Here is a 15,362-nt window from a genome sequence, read left to right on the forward strand (position 1 = left end):
AGGTCGCAGCGTTCAGGATTTCCGGAAAACCGGGAATGATCATGCGGCTAACAAATCCAAAACGGCGATAATCGCCCAAACAAGAAAGACGGAGAACCACAATGCATACGATGAACACCTCGATGTGGCTCGACAAGGTCGGCGCTGCTTTTGTCACCACCGTTCTGATCGCCGCCCTGCCCACCGCCCTGGTCGTCACCCTGCTCCAAGCCCTTTGATCCCATTCTTTTCGATCACTGGAGCTTTGACGACCTGCATGAAGACCGCGATGTATAGAGCCGCGCGCGGGTTCGCCGGACCCCGCGTGGCCATCGCCCCGCCTTCCCCGGCTTGAGATCAAAAAGACCATGCGCCTGCCCCTGCCGCCAAATCCGCTGAAGCGAGGCGAGGCAAGCGTTCCGAACTGGCTGGGCGCGCCGATCAAGGCCCCGTTCAGAGCCTTGGGCCCAGGTTCGGTGTCCAGCGTGCTGAAGGTGATTCTGGACGTCGCCTACATCCTTCTCTGGTTGATCACCGGCATTCTGCTTCTGCTGGTCATCGCCGCGATCTTCATTCCCCTGGACAATGTGAACATCACCGTCAGCGGGGATTCCGGCGGCAAGCAGCTGCCGCTGACGCGCACCCTGTTGCTGTTCGGCCTGGGCGCCGCGACCGCCTATTTCGGCGGGTTCATGCTGATCCTGCGCAGCCTGCGCCGCATCATTCGCACCCTGACCGTGGGCGATCCGTTTCAGCCCGATAATGTGCGCCGTCTGCGCCAGATCGGCCTGACGCTGGCGGTCGTGACCGGCGGCGTCTGGGTGGCCCAGGGCTTCGTCGCCAAGCGGCTGGCGCCCGGCGTCATGGATCCGCAGGGCTTCGGCGAATTGCTGACCCCCATCTTTTCCGTGCTCATCGTCTTCGTGCTGGCGGAGGTGTTCCGCGAGGGTGCGCGCCTGCGCCGCGAATCCGAACTGACGATCTGAGCCGTTTCGAAGTAGGATTTGCGCATGGCCATCCGCGTCCAGCTCGACCGCGTCCTCGTGGAACGCCGCATGTCGTTGACCGAACTCGCCGACAGGGTCGGGGTGACGGTGGCGAACCTGTCGATCCTGAAGACCGGCAAGGCCCGTGCGGTGCGGTTCTCGACCCTGGACGCCCTGTGCCGCGAGCTTGACTGCCAGCCGGGAGATCTACTGGCGCACGAGCCCGGCCCCGGCGACACCATCGAGGACGACGGCGAGGCATGAGGCGAAAGGGCCCGAGCCGTGACGAGAACGGATTGACGCCCGAGGACCGTCGCATCTGGACCCGCGTGGCCGGATCGGTCGTAACGCCAAGGACGCGCAAGGCCGCCCGCGTCACGTCCGGCGCCGAAACGCCGCCCGAGATCGTAGTGACGCCGATCGAGCGTCCGCGCCCGCTGGTCAAGGCGTCTCCCAAACGCACCGCTGTCGCGCCGCCGACGGAAAAGCGACCATCGCCGAACAAGCCCAAGCCCGCGCCCGAGGATCTGGAGCCACGCCGCAAGCAGCGGCTGTCGCGCGAACGCGACCCCATCGAGGCGCGCATCGACCTGCATGGCTTCGGCCGGTTCGAGGCCGAGGATCAGCTGCGAGGCTTCCTGACATCCTGCCAGGCGCGCGGAATGCGGGCGGTGCTGGTCATCACCGGTCAGGGTCGGATGGGCGGCGGGGTGATCCGTTCGGCCTTTGCGGAATGGATGCATTCGCCCGCATTGCGCGGCGTGGTGTCGGGCTTCACCATCGCCCACCAGAAGCACGGCGGAAACGGCGCCTTCTACGTCACCCTGAAACGCCGGACCTGACGCTCACGAAAAAGGCCGGACCCGCGCTGTCGGAGCCGGCCTTTCGAAAAGCGGCTTTGCTTTGGCCTATTTGGCGGCGATGGCGCCGGCCAGGATCACGTCAATCTGCTTGCCCATATGGTCCGACAGGGCCTGCGCGTCCCATTCGTCATAGGCGGCGCGGCGGTAGTTCGACAGATAGGCGTCCCAGATCAGCTCGACCAGCAGGCGGCTGTCGGCGTCCTTGGACAGTTCGCCCTTGGCCACCGCATCCTGAAGGATGTTGCTGATGGCGAGCAGCAGGTTCTTGGTCGCGGCGCGGGCGCGCATTTCGGCGGCCAGGGGCTGGAACCACGAGCGGGCGACGATGGCCTGGAACAGGGGCAGTTGGTCCAGCGACGAGTGGTAGCCGGCGCTCAGCGCGCTGACCAGGCGCTGGCGGACGGGTTCGCCTTCGGGCGCCGCGGCCTCGACCACCTCTGCCAGACGCGTCATGTCTTCGGTCAGGACGGCTTCGAACAGTTCGGCCTTGTCCTGGAAGTTGGCGAACACGGCGCCGGTGGACATGCCCGCGCCCTTGGCGATGTCGCGGATCGTGGCGGGCTCATAGCCGCGCTCGGCGAAGAGCGAGCGGGCGGCGTCCAGAACCTTTTGTCGCGTGCGGATCTTGGCGGCCTGGCGGCGGTTCAAGCGGGGCTCGACAGCGAGGGAGGCGACGGTATCTGTCATATAATCAGGCTTTTACTCTACTTTCGGTCTCTGGTCGGGGCGAGCCCGGCAGCAACCTCGAATGAATGTCTGAGCCCCTGGATCGAACCGAAAGGGCGCTTCTGCTCCGCAGATGCAGTCATGGAGAGGCGCGCTTGCATCACGGAACCATGACGAAAATGGGTCCGGCGACCGTCTGTAAGGGGCTTCCCTTACTCCGGCGCGGGATCGACCCGCGTCGGGCGCAGCGTGCGGCGTAGTGCGCGGCTGGGGCGATTGCGACGCTCGATCGGGATGGCTGACTGGAAGGCCTTGCGAAACTGATCGCGACGTTCGTGGACCGAGGCGAGCACCAGGCCCATGGGCACGCCCAGATCGACCAGAGTGTTTTCGGCCAGTTGCAGACTGGCCTCGGTCGTCTCCGGCACGGCGTCAGTGACGCCCAGCCCATACAGCCGGATGGCGTGCTGGTCGTCACGGGCGCGGGCGATCAGGATCAGGTCGTCGCGCATCGACCGCGCCGTGGTGACGACCTCGTCCACCTTGGTCGGCGCGTCCATGGTGACGATCAGGGCGCGGGTGGACTGGACGCCGCAGTGCTGGAGCATCTCTCGCCGCCCTGCATCACCATAGAAAACATCGAATCCGTCACGTCGGCCCGCAGCGACGGCGCCCGCGTCGGTGTCCAGGGCGATGAAGGGCTGATCGTGCGCCTTCAGCATTTCCCCGATCAGCCGGCCGACACGCCCGAAGCCGACGATGATGACCGCGCCGTCGGCCGCCCCCAGCTTTGGAAGCGCGACCGGCTGGCCTGCGGCGGACGACTTGCGCGCCAGCTTCTGACCCAGCAGGGCGAGCAGGGGGATCGAAAAGATGCTGACGGTCGCCGACAAGGCCACGGTGTTGGTCAACTGCGGCGGTGCGAGGCCCTCGACCAGGCCGGTGGCGAAGACCACGAAGGCGAACTCGCCCGCCGGCGCCAGAACGAGCGCCGTCTCCAGCGCCGGGCGGGCGCCCAGGCCCCATAAACGCGCCAGGCTGAAGATGACGCCGGTCTTCACGACCGTCAGGGCCAAGGCCAGGCCGAAGACGCCGACCGGATCAGCGGCGATGGCGTCCAGGTCCAGACCCAGGCCGACGCCGACGAAGAAGACGCCCAGCAGAAGCCCCTTGAACGGTTCGATGGAAACCTCGACCTCGCGCCGGAACTCGGTCTCGGCCAGCAGCACGCCGGCGACAAGCGCGCCGATACTCATCGACAGGCCGCTGGCCTGGGCGGCGAGACCGGCGCCGACCACCACCAGCAGGGAGGCGGCGACGAACAGTTCGCCGCCCTGGTCGGCCTTGCGCGCCTTGGCCACCGACCGGAACATCGGCCGCAGAACCACGCGCCCCAGCAGCACCAGCAGACCCAGACCAATGGCGGCCGGAACCAGGGTGAACAGGGCGCGCCCAAGCACGACGGGATCCAGCGCGCCGCCCTGCTGGGCCAGGGCCGCCAGGACGGTGACGGTGATCAGGATCGGCGCGACCGACAGATCCTGAGCCAGCAGGATGGCGAAGGTGGAACGGCCGACCGTCCCCTTCAACCGCCCGCGCTCTGCCAGCACCGGCATGACTACGGCGGTCGAGGACAGGGCGAGACCCATGCCCAGCACGACGGCGCTGGCCAGGGTCTGTCCCATCAGCATGAAACCGCCCGCCAGCACGGCGGTGCAGACGACGACCTGCATCATTCCCAGGCCGAACACGAGCCGGCGCATGGCGCGCAGCCGCTCCCATGACAGCTCCAGACCGATCATGAACAAGAGAAAGGCGACGCCCAGTTCCGACAGCTGCGCCAGCTGGTCTGGATCGCCGATGGTCAGCCACGACAGCCAGGGCAGGCCTTGCGCCAATCGACCCAGGCCGTCCGGCCCCAGCAAAACGCCCGCAGCGAGGAAGCCCAGAACGGGGCTGACCTTCAGCCGATTGACCAGGGGCACGATGACGCCGGCGGCCGCCAGAAAGACCACCAGATCCTTATAGTCGCCGCCCTGACCGTGCATCCGCCCTCCTCGCTTCGGCGTATCTGACCCTGATCCCCGCGCCGTGGCGAGAGGTCGCATCGGAATCATGAACTTTTTTTAAGGCGACACCCCCCCTCGCCGGACTAGGGTCTGCGCCGAACCATCCAGATGCCGGGTGGGAACAGGGACATAGTGATGAAACGTCTGCTTATCGGGGCCGCCGTCGGCGCCCTTCTTCTGCCCGCCAGCTCGGTTCTGGCTCAGGATATCGGTCACGACCACGCCTGCATCGACGACGCCTGCACCCTCGTTTCGTTGTTCTCGGGCGAAGAGACGGCGGCCGGTTGGCAGGGCGTCGACGCGCCCCGCTACGGAACCTGGGGCTTCGACATGGCCGGCCGCGACACCTCGGTGAAGCCGGGCGACGACTTCTTCCAGTACGCCAACGGCAAGGCGCTGGACAAACTGGTCATTCCGTCGGACCGCACCAGCTACGGCTCGTTCGCCCTGCTGCGCGAACTGTCGGATAACCGCATGAAGGAACTGGTGCTGGGCCTGGCCAACCGTACCGACCTGACGCCAGGATCGGACGAGGCCAAGGTCGCCGACGCCTATCGCTCCTACATCGACGAGGCGCGCATCGAGCAGTTGGACGCCCAGCCGCTGCAACCCTATCTGGCCGCCATCCGCGCCGCCGACAGCCATGACAAGATGGCCGTCTATATGGGCCAGACGGCCGGCCGCTTCGGCTCGTCCTTCTTCGGCACCGGCATCACGATCGATTCCAAGCAACCGACCCGCTACGTCGTCTCGACGGGCCAGTCGGGCATCGGCCTGCCGAACCGCGACTATTATCTGGACGCCCGTTTTGCCGACAAGAAAGAGAAGTATCAGGCCTATGTCGGCCGGATGCTGGAGATGATCGGCTGGACCAACCCGACCGAGACCGCCGCCCAGATCGTCGCGCTGGAAACCAAGATCGCCGAGGCCCACTGGACCCCGGTCGAGAACCGCAACCGCGACCGGACCTATAACGAGTTCACCATCGCCAAACTGGCCGAGGACGCGCCGGGCTTCGCCTGGCAGGCCTACTACGATGCGGCCAAGCTGGGCGACGTGCCGCGCCTGATCGTGCGTCAGGATACGGCCATGCCCAAGATCGCGGCCATCTACGCCGAGACGCCGGTCGAACTGCTGCAGGCTTGGCAGGCCTTCCACACCGCCGACGACATGGCGCCGCTGATGTCCAAACGCTTCGCCGACGCCCAGTGGGAGTTCCGTTCGCGCGATCTGTCGGGTCAGCCTGAGCAGCGCACCCGCGAAAAGCGCGCGATCTCCTTCGCCGAAGGATCGCTGGGCGAGGCTACGGGCCGGCTCTACGTCGCCCAGTATTTCCCGGCCGAATCCAAGGCCAAGATGGAAGAACTGGTCGCCAATCTGCGCACCGCCCTGTCGCATCGGATCGACAACCTGACCTGGATGGGGACCGAGACGAAGGCGGCGGCGCAGGAGAAGCTGCGCAAATTCACGGTCAAGATCGGCTATCCCGACAAGTGGCGCGACTACTCCGGCCTGGACATCCGCGCGAACGACCTGGTCGGCAACGCCGAGCGCCGCGGACTGTTCGAGTGGAACTATGATCTGGCCCGTCTGAACGAGCCGGTCGACAAGTCGGAGTGGGGCATGACCCCGCAGACCGTGAACGCCTACTACAACTCGGCCAACAACGAGATCGTCTTCCCGGCGGCGATCCTGCAGCCGCCCTTCTTCGATCCGAATGGCGATGCGGCGGTCAATTATGGCGGCATCGGCGGCGTGATCGGGCACGAGATCGGCCACGGCTTCGACGACCAGGGCTCCAAATCCGACGGCGACGGCGTGCTGCGCAACTGGTGGACGCCTGAGGATAAGGCCAACTTCGAGGCCCTGACGGCGCGTCTGGGCGCGCAATATGCGACCTATGAGCCGATCGCCGGCTATCACATCAACCCTGGCCTGACGATGGGCGAGAACATCGGCGACGCATCTGGCGTGGCTGTCGGTCTCGAGGCCTATCACCTGTCGCTGAACGGCCAGCCGGCGCCGGTTCTGGACGGCGCGACCGGCGACCAGCGCTTCTTCTACGGCTGGGCTCAGGTCTGGCAGTCGAAGTACCGCGACGAGGCGCTGAAGCAGCAGGTCGCCACCGACCCGCACTCGGCCGCCCAGTTCCGCGTCATCGGCCCGCTGCGCAACGTCGACGCCTGGTATGACGCCTTCGACGTTCAGCCGGGCACGAAATACTATCTGACGCCCGAGGAACGCGTCCGCCTCTGGTAGGGCGACGCTTGTTAGAGAATAAAAAGGCTGGGGTTCGCCCCGGCCTTTTTCATATCGAGACCGGGCTGCTCGATCTCGACGCCGTATCTAGAATTGGTCGAGGTTTCATAAGCGTTTGTCTGAGCGCCAGACGCGAAAAAGCCCGCTGCGGGGGATACATCGCAGCGGGCTTTCGCGCTCTTTAAAGAGCGGACGTTTCCTCCCCGAAACGCCTTCGAGTGCTGCGCGCTTGAGCAACGCTTGCCCTCGAGTGAGGTCATTTGACGCGAGGGCCGGTCGGTCGTCAACGCCCGGTTTGGCAAGAGTCGAACTTTCTTCGACTTATCACTGATAACCCATTTCAAGGGCCGGTCATTATCGAAGCTTATTCGATAATGGACTTGATGGCGGCAACCAGGCCTTCGCGGGGGATTTTCATCTGGCCGGGACGTTGGGCTTTCCAGGCGTCGTTGTCCGTGATGGCGGCGGCGGCGACGCGGCCGGCGTCCAGATCCTTGATCGTGACCTCTCCGGCGGCGATCTCGTCTCCGCCCAGGATGACGACAGCCGGGGCGCCGCGTCGATCTGCGTATTTCATCTGCGCTTTCATGCCGGCGCGACCCAGATAAAGCTCGGCGGCGATCCCGGCGGCGCGCAGTTCGGCGACGGCGGTCAGATAATGGGCCATGTCGTCCTCGGAGAAGACGATGACGACCACGGGGCCGCGCACGGCGTCCTCGGCGCCCCGTCCCGCCGCGCGCAGGGCCGAGGCCAGACGCGAAACCCCGAAGGAGAAGCCAGTCGCCGGCGTACTCTGGCCGGTGAAGCGGGCGACCAGATCGTCGTAGCGACCACCGCCGCCGATGGAGCCGAAGCGGACGGGGCGGCCCTTGTCGTCAACCGTGTCGAGCAGCAGCTCGGCCTCGAACACGGCGCCGGTGTAATATTCCAAGCCGCGCACGATGGTCGGATCGAACTTCACGGCGTCCTGGCCGACCGACATGGCAGCCAGGGCACGGTCGATAGCGGCCAGCTCGTTCAGCGCCGCCTCGCCCGCTGCGCCAAGGTCGCCGGAGCGCGCGACGGCGTCCAGCGTTTCGGCCCGCGACAGGCCGGGGGTGTTGGCCGAGGCCAGGAAGGCCTCGATAGCGACCGTGACCTTGGCGGGCAGCTGGGCGCCCTTGGTGTAGTCGCCCGAGTCGTCCAGACGCCCTTCGCCCAGCAGTTGGACCACGCCTTCCCAGCCCAGGCGGTCGAACTTGTCGATGGCGCGAAGCGCCGTCAGCCGTTGACCGGCCTCGGTCACGCCGCCGGCGTCGAACAGGCCGTCGAACAGCTTGCGGTTCGAAACGCGGATCTGCGCCTGGCCGGCGTCCAGACCCGCGGCGCGCAGGCCTTCGCAGCCCATGGCGATGATCTCGGCGTCGGCCTCGGGCCGGTCCGAGCCGACAGTGTCGGCGTCGCACTGCCAGAACTCGCGGAAGCGACCGGGGCCGGGCTTCTCGTTGCGCCAGACCGGACCATAGGCATAGCGGCGAAACGGCTTGGGCAGAGTTTCCCAGGTCTGGGCCGCGAACCGGGCCAGGGGCGCGGTGTGGTCGTAGCGCAAGGCCATCCATTCGCCAGGCTCGTCCGATCCGGCGTCGTCCTGAAGCGCGAAGACGCCCTCGTTCGGGCGGTCGGCGTCGGGCAGGAACTTGCCTAGCGCATCGGCATATTCGAAGGCCGGGGTTTCCAGCGGCTCGAAGCCCCAACGCTCATAAACCTCGGACACCCTGGCGACGATGCGCCGTTCGGCGGTCAGGTCACGGCCGCGCTTGTCGGCGAAGCCGCGCGGGTTGCGGGCGAGGGGGCGGGGAGGCGCGGCGTCGGTCATGGCGCGCGCTTAAGCCAAGGGGCCTTTGATCGCAAATTGTCCCATCACCTCGGTGCGGGTGCCGTGCCCTCGTGCGTCGCACAATGATTTGTTCCTAAAGGCGAAATCTCGGCTTCGAAGGAACCGCCGGGACAATGTTTCGTTAGTGGCGCATGATGCCCCACGCCCTTCTCGTTCCGCGCACCTGCAACACCTCCGATCGTCGCACGATCCGGTGGTGGGAGTGCGAGCTGGTCGATGACGCGGGGTCGCGGCGGATGCAGAACCAAGCCTTCTTCTCGATCCGAGAAGCCCGATCCTGGGCGTCGGCCCAGGGCTATCCCGTCAGCGACGACGCCGCCGCCGCGGCCGAGCTTTGATGCCTGAGGCGGCGCCGAGCGGCATACTGACGGCCGAAGCTTTCGATACGCCGCGCATCCTGCTCGCCGGCGCGGTCGATTACGCCATGTACGACCGCTTCCGCCAGCAGATGGCGGAGGCGCCCGACACCGGGCTGACCGTCATCGAACTGTCCACCCTGGGCGGTGATCCGGAGGTGGCGCGGATGATGGGCGAAGACGTGCGCTTTCAAAGCGACATCAATCCGTCCCGCCGGCTGGTCTTTCTGGGCAAGGCGGCGATCTATTCCGCCGGCGCCACCTTCATGAGCTTCTTTGCGGTGGAGAACCGCTATCTGACGCGCGGCGCCCGGGTGATGATCCATGAGCGCAAGATGGACAAGCAACTGCACGTCACGGGGCCGCTGACGACCTGCATCGCCTCGGTTCGCGCCATGCTGAACGAGCTGGAACACTCCATCGCCATCCAGAACGAGGGGTTCGAGAACCTAGTGCGCGGATCGTCGGTGACGATGGAGGAGGTGCTGAAACGCGCCCCCGCCAACTGGTATATCGAGGCCCAGGAGGCCAAGGCGTTGGGCCTGATCGCCGAAGTGATCTGACCAAACCGCCGGATCAGGCCTGGAGCGTTTCCACGGTCAGATTGCCGTTGGTGTAGACGCAGATTTCGGCGGCGATCTTCATGGCCTTGCGCGCGACCTGTTCGGCGTCCAGATCGGTTTCCTCGATCAGGGCGCGGGCGGCTGACAGGGCGTAGTTGCCGCCCGAACCCACGGCGGCGACGCCATACTCCGGCTCCAGCACATCGCCGACGCCCGTCACGGTGAAGATGGACGACTTGTCCGCCACCAGCAGCATAGCTTCCAGCCGGCGCAGATAGCGGTCGGTGCGCCAATCCTTGGCGAGGTCGACGCAGGCGCGCGCCAGTTGATCCGGATACTGCTCCAGCTTGGCCTCAAGCCGTTCAATCAGGGTGAAGGCGTCGGCCGTGGCGCCGGCAAAGCCGGCCAGCACCTTGCCGCCCGCCAGGGTGCGCACCTTGCGGGCCGCGCCCTTGACGATGGTCGGGCCCATCGAAACCTGGCCATCGCCGGCGATTACTGTGCGTCCGTTCTTACGCACCGCCAGAATGGTGGTGCCGTGCCAATCGGGGAAGTTGGATGCGGTCTGGGTCATGACGATCAGATGGCGCGGCCGGGCGCCGGCATCAAGTCTGCCGCACCTCGGTATAACGCTGTCTTATTTTGACCCCAATATTGGCTAGAAGGCGCAATCCGCTTTCGCGGTTTCTTTGAAATCGAGGGACAGGTTTTGCTTTATCGCGTCGTTTTCGTGAGTGAAATGATCGGTGGCGCCAACCACACGACCCAATCGCTTGCCGAAATCCTCGGCGCGTCGGAGCGAAACAACCGCCGCGACGAGATCGGCAGCGCCATGCTGTTCCACGAGGGCGAGGCGGCCCAGGTCATCGAAGGGGCCCGTGCGGACGTGGACCGGTTGCTGTCGCGCCTCTGGAACGACCCGCGTCATCACAAAATACGCGTCCTGGACGATCGGCCCGTCATGCAGCGGCGGATGCGCGAACCCGCACGGCTTTGCGCCCTCAGCGACCGGCAGGCCGCCGATATCTTGCGCGGACGGCGCCTGAGCGATCTGTCCAGCGCGGGTCTGGAAAAGCTGCTGTCGTGCGAACACGTGCGGATGGCCGCCTGAGACGATAGGCGGCAGGCCCCTCGCGCCCGAACCTCTGCGGCGCTAGATAGGGTGGTGATCTTTTCCGAAGACGAAGTCGAACGCTATGCGCGCCATCTGGTCCTGTCCGAAGTGGGCGGGCCGGGGCAGCAGGCGCTGAAGCGCGCGCGGGTTCTGATCGTCGGCGCGGGCGGCGTGGGGTCGCCGGCGGCGCTCTATCTGGCGGCGGCGGGCGTCGGGACGCTGGGCCTGATCGACGACGATGTTGTGGGTGTGTCCAATCTGCAGAGGCAGATCGCCTTTTCGACGGCGCAGGTCGGCCGGTCGAAGGTCGAGGCGGCGGCGGAACGGCTGGTCGGCCTCAATCCGCATGTCGCGGTCGAAACTTTCGCCGAGCGGATCACCGCCGAGAATGCGGGGGTGCGGATCGGGGCGTTCGACATCGTGCTGGACGGGACCGACGATTTCCAGACCCGGCTGTGGGTCAATGGGGCCTGTGTTGCAGAGGGCAAGCCGCTGGTGTCGGGCGCGCTGGGCCGCTGGAACGGGCAGATCGGGGTGTTTGCGGGCCAGCCCTGCTATCAATGCCTGGTGCCCGAGATCCCGCCGGATGCGGAGACCTGTGCGCGGGTCGGCGTCGTGGGCGCCCTGACCGGCGTGATTGGGTCGATGGCGGCGCTGGAGGTCATCAAGCTGATTACCGGCGCGGGCGAGGCGCTGACCGGACGACTGATGCTCTATGATGGTCTGGCGGGCACGGCGCGGACCGTGCGGGTCGCCTCCGATCCAGAATGCCCGGTCTGCGGCGGCTGACGCTCAGGCGGCCGTCGCGAAACGGATGTCGGCCAAATCCAGGTCAGCCAACGGCGGAGCGAAGCCCAGCGCCGGGTTGCTGAGCACCGTCACCAGACGCTCGCCGCAATAGAGATACAGGGTTTCGAACCCGACCCAGTTGCGGGCGATCCCCTCCAGCGCCTGATTGGCCGCCGTGTCGTTCGCCGCGTCGAGGACGCAGATGTCCCGCACCGGAACGCCGGGCAGGTTGACGATGCAGTAGTAGGAGTCCAACGCACACTTCCTCGAACAGGACGCCGGAAACGAAGCGCGTTTACGACGGTTCCTCCCCTGCCAGCGGTTTTCGACAGCCGTGTGAGTTCGGTCCGACAGACTTGTGAAAAGGAGGCCCGATGGCCCGACGTCCCGCCTCGCCCAAACGCCTGAACGCCGCAAATCTTAGCGGCTTGGGGGCTGAGCGTCTGGGCGAACTGCTGATGCAGGCGGCGGATGCGGATGCGATCCTGAAGCGGCGGCTCAGGCTGGTGATGGCGGCCGAGGCCGGGCCGGACCTGCTGGCCCTGGAGATCGACAAGCGATTGACGACCATCGCCGCCAGCCGCGCGCGGGTGTCGTGGCGAAAGCGGCCGGACCTGCTGCGCGATCTGGAAATTCTGCGGGCTGCAATCGTCGAGGATCTGGCCGAGGCCGCGCCGGCGATGGGGTTGGAGCGATTGATCGGCTGGTTCGATCTGTTTCGCGGCTTGGCGTCGCGGGTCAAGGATCAGAAGGGCGAACTGGCCGCAGCCTTCGAAACGGCGGCCCAGGATTTTTGGCGGATCGCTGAGGACGCGGTTCGGACGGATGAAAACACAGTGGATTTGCTGGCGGAGGCGGTGGCGCGGCAACCGCTCGAATACGCTCGGTGGATCGGCGCGGGCGGCGATGATTTGACGGCGGACCTGGCCAGGCGGCTGCTGGATCGTCTCGATACCGCATCCATGGCGCGCGGCATGCGGACGGTCGTGCGTCGGCTGGCAGATCGGGCGGGCGATCTGGACCTGTGGCTGTCGATGACGACGCCGGAGGAGCGGGGCTCGCCGGATTTTGCGGCGGTGATGGCCAAGCGGCTGCTGGTCGCCGATCGCATTCCAGAAGCGCGGCAGGCGCTGGAGGCGGCGCTGAAACCGTCGGCGGGCAACCGGCGCTGGACCTTCGGGCGATCGCCGCAGGCCGGACCGCCGGTCCTGACGGCGGCGTGGGAGGCGACCTCGATCGACCTTTTGGAAGCCGAGGGCCGCAAGGACGAGGCGCAAGACCTGCGCTGGGCGATGTTCGAGCGCGACCTGTCCGCGCCGGTGCTGCGGGCCTATCTGGCGCGCCTGCCGGACTTCGACGATGTGGAGGCGCTGGACCGCGCCCTGGCCCACGCCGCGACCTATGCGGACTTCGAAACGGCGCTGGGGTTTCTGATGGATTGGCCAGCGCACCGCGAGGCGGCCGCCCTGGTCGAACGCCGCATTCGCGAGGTGCGCGCGCCGCTGCCGCTCAAGGCCGACTGGGCGGCGCGGCTGGCGCAGAAACATCCCGATGCGGCCGAGCAGTTGCTAGCTGCGCCATAAAGCATCGCCGGCCTAGAGCATCGCCGGTATGACGCGATCCGGCGGGCGGTGGCCGTTCTGGTAGGTCATGACGTTGGCGATGACGCGGTCACCCATGTCCTGGCGCGCCTCCAGCGTCGCGGAACCCAGGTGGGGCAGCAGCACGACATTGGACTGGCCCAGCAGGCCATGATGGATCGCGGGCTCGTTCTCGAACACGTCCAGGCCGACGCCGGACAGGGCGCGCATGGCTACGGCCTGGGCCAAGGCGGCTTCGTCGATCAGTTCGCCGCGCGCAGTGTTGATCAGGATAGCGTGGGGCTGGAGCCGGGCCAGCCGCTCGGCCGACAGCAGATGGTGGGTGTCCTTCGTCGCCGGACAGTTCAGCGAGACGATGTCCATCCGGGCCAGCATCTGGTCCAGATCGTCCCAGTAGGTCGCGCCCAGCTCTTCCTCGATCAGGGCGGGGACGGGCTTACGATTATGATAGTGGACCTGAAGCCCGAAGGCCTTGGCGCGGCGGGCGAGCGCCTGGCCGATCCGGCCCATGCCGACGATGCCCAGCCGCTTGCCCCACAGCTTGCGACCGCACATCCAGGTCGGGGTCCAGCCTTCGAAGCGGCCTTCGGCCACCACCTGGGCGCCCTCGACGATGCGGCGGCTGACGGCCAGGATCAGGCTCATGGCCAGGTCGGCGGTGTCCTCGGTCAGGACGCCGGGCGTGTTGGTCACGATGATGCCGCGCGCCACGGCCGCCTCGACGTCGATATGGTCCACCCCCGCGCCGAAATTGGCGATCATCTTCAACTGCTCGCCCGCGCCATTAATCAGGTCGGCGTCGATGACGTCGGTGATCGTAGGCACCAGAACCTCGGCCCGCTGGACGGCGGCCTGCAATGCGGCGCGGTCCATCGGCTGATCCTTCAGGTTCAGCTCGGCGTCGAACAGCTCGCGCATGCGCGTTTCGACCGCGTCGGGCAGGCGTCTGGTTAATACGACCTTAAGCTTGCGGGGGGACATTCTCGGCCTTGGTTAGCGGGCGGCGATTCAGACGGATCAAAGCCCGCACGACGGGTCGTTTCAATCAGTGTCTAGCAAAGCCGCCGCCATCTTCCAAAGCCTGCGACGTCGCATCGCTCTCGTTGGAGCCATTCTCGGCCTCGGCGTGATGGCCAGCGCCGGCGCGACCATGCCTGATGGGCGTCCGACACCCACGGGGCTTGAGGTGCCGCGCTGGATTTCGCTGAAGTCCTCGCACGTTCGCGCGCGCCAGGGGCCGGGCCTGGATTATCCGATCCTGTGGGAATATCGGGCCGCCGGCCTGCCGGTTCAGGTGATCGCCGAGACGACGGAATGGCGCAAGATCTGCGATCCCGACGGGGCCGTGGCCTGGATCCACCGCACGGTGTCGTCGGGCCGGCGTTACGTCTTCAATACGACCGCCGAGGAAGTGCCGATCCGGTCGGGCCGATCCGAGACGGCGTCGGTTCGCGCGCGCCTGTCGCCGCGCGCCCTGGTGATGCTGGACGAATGCGAAGAGGGCTGGTGCAAGGTCCGGGCGCGACGGCTGGAGGGTTTTGTGGCCCAGCGGGCCGTGTTCGGCGCCCAAGAGCGGGCGCTGTGCAACGCAAATCGCCCCGCAGGCACGGGTCGCAACTGACCGCACGCTGTTGAGCGAAGCGGCGCGGTCGTGTAACCCGCGCGCAACGTATCAAGAAACGGAAGCGCCTTGACCCAGTCCCAATATCCTTCGTCCTTCGATCATGAGGCCCTGCTGGCCTCGGGCCGCGGCGAGCTGTTCGGTCCCGGCAACGCCCAGCTGCCCGCCCCGCCGATGCTGATGTTCGACCGCATCACCACGATCAATGCGGACGGCGGAGAGCACGGCAAGGGCTATGTCGAGGCCGAACTCGACATCCATCCCGACCTCTGGTTCTTCCAGTGCCACTTCATCGGCGACCCGGTAATGCCGGGCTGCCTGGGCCTGGACGCCATGTGGCAGCTGGTCGGCTTCTATCTGGGCTGGATCGGCGGTCCGGGCCGCGGCCGCGCCCTGGGCGTCGGCGAGGTCAAGTTCACCGGCCAGGTCACCCCGGACATCAAGAAGGTGGTCTACAAGATCAACCTGAAGCGCGTCATCAACCGCAAGCTGGTCATGGGCATCGCCGACGGCGTGCTGGAGGCCGACGGCCAGGTCATCTACACCTGCAACGACATGCGGGTCGGCCTGTTCGGCGCCAAGGATGAGGCGGCGGGCGGCTAACGCCCCTATATAACCGC

General features: G+C 66.5%; 17 protein-coding genes. 11 read left to right on the forward strand and 6 right to left on the reverse strand.

The window, feature by feature from the left end; translation table 11 throughout:
• The first annotated feature begins 347 nt into the window (after positions 1-347).
• The 3 genes from KAK88_RS02850 to KAK88_RS02860 are packed head-to-tail and all read left to right on the forward strand — an operon-like array spanning position 348 to position 1,807.
• The gene (locus KAK88_RS02850) at positions 348-965 is read left to right on the forward strand and encodes a DUF2975 domain-containing protein (protein ID WP_242077797.1); all 618 of its coding nucleotides are present in this window, start codon (positions 348-350) and stop codon (positions 963-965) included.
• Positions 966-989: 24 nt separating this feature from the next.
• The gene (locus KAK88_RS02855; protein ID WP_017504942.1) at positions 990-1,229 is read left to right on the forward strand and encodes a helix-turn-helix domain-containing protein; all 240 of its coding nucleotides are present in this window, start codon (positions 990-992) and stop codon (positions 1,227-1,229) included.
• On the forward strand, positions 1,226-1,807 hold the full coding sequence (locus KAK88_RS02860) for a Smr/MutS family protein (RefSeq protein ID WP_242077798.1): 582 nt from the start codon (positions 1,226-1,228) through the stop codon (positions 1,805-1,807). Before KAK88_RS02855 ends, KAK88_RS02860 begins: the two co-directional genes overlap by 4 nt.
• Positions 1,808-1,873: 66 nt before the next feature.
• On the opposite strand, the gene KAK88_RS02865 is transcribed toward KAK88_RS02860, so the two are convergent.
• Together KAK88_RS02865 and KAK88_RS02870 are read right to left on the reverse strand one after the other, a co-directional pair.
• Positions 1,874-2,515 (reverse strand): TetR/AcrR family transcriptional regulator, encoded by a 642-nt coding sequence (locus KAK88_RS02865; RefSeq protein WP_039243898.1) that lies wholly within the window; start codon positions 2,513-2,515, stop codon positions 1,874-1,876.
• Between the two features lie 191 nt (positions 2,516-2,706).
• A complete protein-coding gene (locus tag KAK88_RS02870; RefSeq protein ID WP_242077799.1) occupies positions 2,707-4,542 on the reverse strand; it encodes a cation:proton antiporter in 1,836 nt (611 codons plus the stop codon).
• 156 nt (positions 4,543-4,698) lie between these two features.
• Here KAK88_RS02870 and KAK88_RS02875 point away from each other — a divergent pair, with 156 nt between their 5' ends.
• Complete coding sequence (locus tag KAK88_RS02875; RefSeq protein WP_242077800.1) at positions 4,699-6,822, forward strand: M13 family metallopeptidase; 2,124 nt, start codon at positions 4,699-4,701, stop codon at positions 6,820-6,822.
• Positions 6,823-7,186: 364 nt separating this feature from the next.
• On the opposite strand, the gene hisS is transcribed toward KAK88_RS02875, so the two are convergent.
• Positions 7,187-8,677 carry a histidine--tRNA ligase gene (hisS, locus tag KAK88_RS02880; protein ID WP_242077801.1) on the reverse strand — a complete coding sequence of 497 codons (1,491 nt, stop codon included), beginning with the start codon at positions 8,675-8,677 and terminating at the stop codon, positions 7,187-7,189.
• A gap of 152 nt (positions 8,678-8,829) precedes the next feature.
• Here hisS and KAK88_RS02885 point away from each other — a divergent pair, with 152 nt between their 5' ends.
• Complete coding sequence (locus tag KAK88_RS02885; protein WP_242077802.1) at positions 8,830-9,036, forward strand: hypothetical protein; 207 nt, start codon at positions 8,830-8,832, stop codon at positions 9,034-9,036.
• On the forward strand, positions 9,036-9,617 hold the full coding sequence (locus tag KAK88_RS02890) for a ClpP family protease (RefSeq protein ID WP_242077803.1): 582 nt from the start codon (positions 9,036-9,038) through the stop codon (positions 9,615-9,617). The genes KAK88_RS02885 and KAK88_RS02890 overlap by 1 nt, the downstream gene beginning before the upstream one ends.
• Positions 9,618-9,630: 13 nt before the next feature.
• On the opposite strand, the gene hslV is transcribed toward KAK88_RS02890, so the two are convergent.
• Complete coding sequence (gene hslV / locus KAK88_RS02895) at positions 9,631-10,191, reverse strand: ATP-dependent protease subunit HslV (RefSeq protein WP_017504950.1); 561 nt, start codon at positions 10,189-10,191, stop codon at positions 9,631-9,633.
• A 165-nt stretch (positions 10,192-10,356) separates the two neighbouring features.
• Here hslV and KAK88_RS02900 point away from each other — a divergent pair, with 165 nt between their 5' ends.
• Positions 10,357-10,728, forward strand: a complete 372-nt coding sequence (locus KAK88_RS02900) for a BLUF domain-containing protein (RefSeq protein WP_242078549.1) — start codon at positions 10,357-10,359, stop codon at positions 10,726-10,728.
• 54 nt (positions 10,729-10,782) lie between these two features.
• Positions 10,783-11,520: a HesA/MoeB/ThiF family protein gene (locus KAK88_RS02905; protein ID WP_242077804.1), complete on the forward strand. Its 738-nt coding sequence runs from the start codon at positions 10,783-10,785 to the stop codon at positions 11,518-11,520.
• Between the two features lie 3 nt (positions 11,521-11,523).
• On the opposite strand, the gene KAK88_RS02910 is transcribed toward KAK88_RS02905, so the two are convergent.
• Positions 11,524-11,775, reverse strand: coding sequence for a hypothetical protein (locus tag KAK88_RS02910; RefSeq protein ID WP_039243907.1), 252 nt, complete (start codon positions 11,773-11,775; stop codon positions 11,524-11,526).
• A 119-nt stretch (positions 11,776-11,894) separates the two neighbouring features.
• On the opposite strand from KAK88_RS02910, the gene KAK88_RS02915 reads away from it, so the two are divergent.
• Complete coding sequence (locus tag KAK88_RS02915) at positions 11,895-13,103, forward strand: DUF6880 family protein (protein WP_242077805.1); 1,209 nt, start codon at positions 11,895-11,897, stop codon at positions 13,101-13,103.
• 12 nt (positions 13,104-13,115) lie between these two features.
• Here the strand turns inward: KAK88_RS02915 and KAK88_RS02920 are convergent, their stop codons facing one another.
• A complete protein-coding gene (locus KAK88_RS02920; RefSeq protein ID WP_066553016.1) occupies positions 13,116-14,102 on the reverse strand; it encodes a 2-hydroxyacid dehydrogenase in 987 nt (328 codons plus the stop codon).
• Between the two features lie 67 nt (positions 14,103-14,169).
• Here KAK88_RS02920 and KAK88_RS02925 point away from each other — a divergent pair, with 67 nt between their 5' ends.
• Both KAK88_RS02925 and fabA read left to right on the forward strand, forming a co-directional pair.
• The gene (locus tag KAK88_RS02925; protein WP_242077806.1) at positions 14,170-14,742 is read left to right on the forward strand and encodes an SH3 domain-containing protein; all 573 of its coding nucleotides are present in this window, start codon (positions 14,170-14,172) and stop codon (positions 14,740-14,742) included.
• Between the two features lie 69 nt (positions 14,743-14,811).
• Positions 14,812-15,345, forward strand: a complete 534-nt coding sequence (fabA, locus tag KAK88_RS02930; RefSeq protein WP_055754351.1) for a 3-hydroxyacyl-[acyl-carrier-protein] dehydratase FabA — start codon at positions 14,812-14,814, stop codon at positions 15,343-15,345.
• The last annotated feature ends 17 nt before the right edge of the window (positions 15,346-15,362 follow it).

It is taken from the genome of Brevundimonas diminuta (genome assembly GCF_022654015.1).
In the GTDB taxonomy this organism is placed as follows: domain Bacteria; phylum Pseudomonadota; class Alphaproteobacteria; order Caulobacterales; family Caulobacteraceae; genus Brevundimonas; species Brevundimonas diminuta_C.

Bases quoted from the DNA above. Each gene is read 5' to 3' on its own strand.
- KAK88_RS02850 (WP_242077797.1), top strand. From the start codon at position 348: ATGCGCCTGCCCCTGCCGCCAAATCCGCTGAAGCGAGGCGAGGCAAGC.
- KAK88_RS02855 (WP_017504942.1), top strand. From the start codon at position 990: ATGGCCATCCGCGTCCAGCTCGACCGCGTCCTCGTGGAACGCCGCATG.
- KAK88_RS02860 (WP_242077798.1), top strand. From the start codon at position 1,226: ATGAGGCGAAAGGGCCCGAGCCGTGACGAGAACGGATTGACGCCCGAG.
- KAK88_RS02865 (WP_039243898.1), bottom strand. From the start codon at position 2,515: ATGACAGATACCGTCGCCTCCCTCGCTGTCGAGCCCCGCTTGAACCGC.
- KAK88_RS02870 (WP_242077799.1), bottom strand. From the start codon at position 4,542: ATGCACGGTCAGGGCGGCGACTATAAGGATCTGGTGGTCTTTCTGGCG.
- KAK88_RS02875 (WP_242077800.1), top strand. From the start codon at position 4,699: ATGAAACGTCTGCTTATCGGGGCCGCCGTCGGCGCCCTTCTTCTGCCC.
- hisS (WP_242077801.1), bottom strand. From the start codon at position 8,677: ATGACCGACGCCGCGCCTCCCCGCCCCCTCGCCCGCAACCCGCGCGGC.
- KAK88_RS02885 (WP_242077802.1), top strand. From the start codon at position 8,830: ATGATGCCCCACGCCCTTCTCGTTCCGCGCACCTGCAACACCTCCGAT.
- KAK88_RS02890 (WP_242077803.1), top strand. From the start codon at position 9,036: ATGCCTGAGGCGGCGCCGAGCGGCATACTGACGGCCGAAGCTTTCGAT.
- hslV (WP_017504950.1), bottom strand. From the start codon at position 10,191: ATGACCCAGACCGCATCCAACTTCCCCGATTGGCACGGCACCACCATT.
- KAK88_RS02900 (WP_242078549.1), top strand. From the start codon at position 10,357: ATGATCGGTGGCGCCAACCACACGACCCAATCGCTTGCCGAAATCCTC.
- KAK88_RS02915 (WP_242077805.1), top strand. From the start codon at position 11,895: ATGGCCCGACGTCCCGCCTCGCCCAAACGCCTGAACGCCGCAAATCTT.
- KAK88_RS02920 (WP_066553016.1), bottom strand. From the start codon at position 14,102: ATGTCCCCCCGCAAGCTTAAGGTCGTATTAACCAGACGCCTGCCCGAC.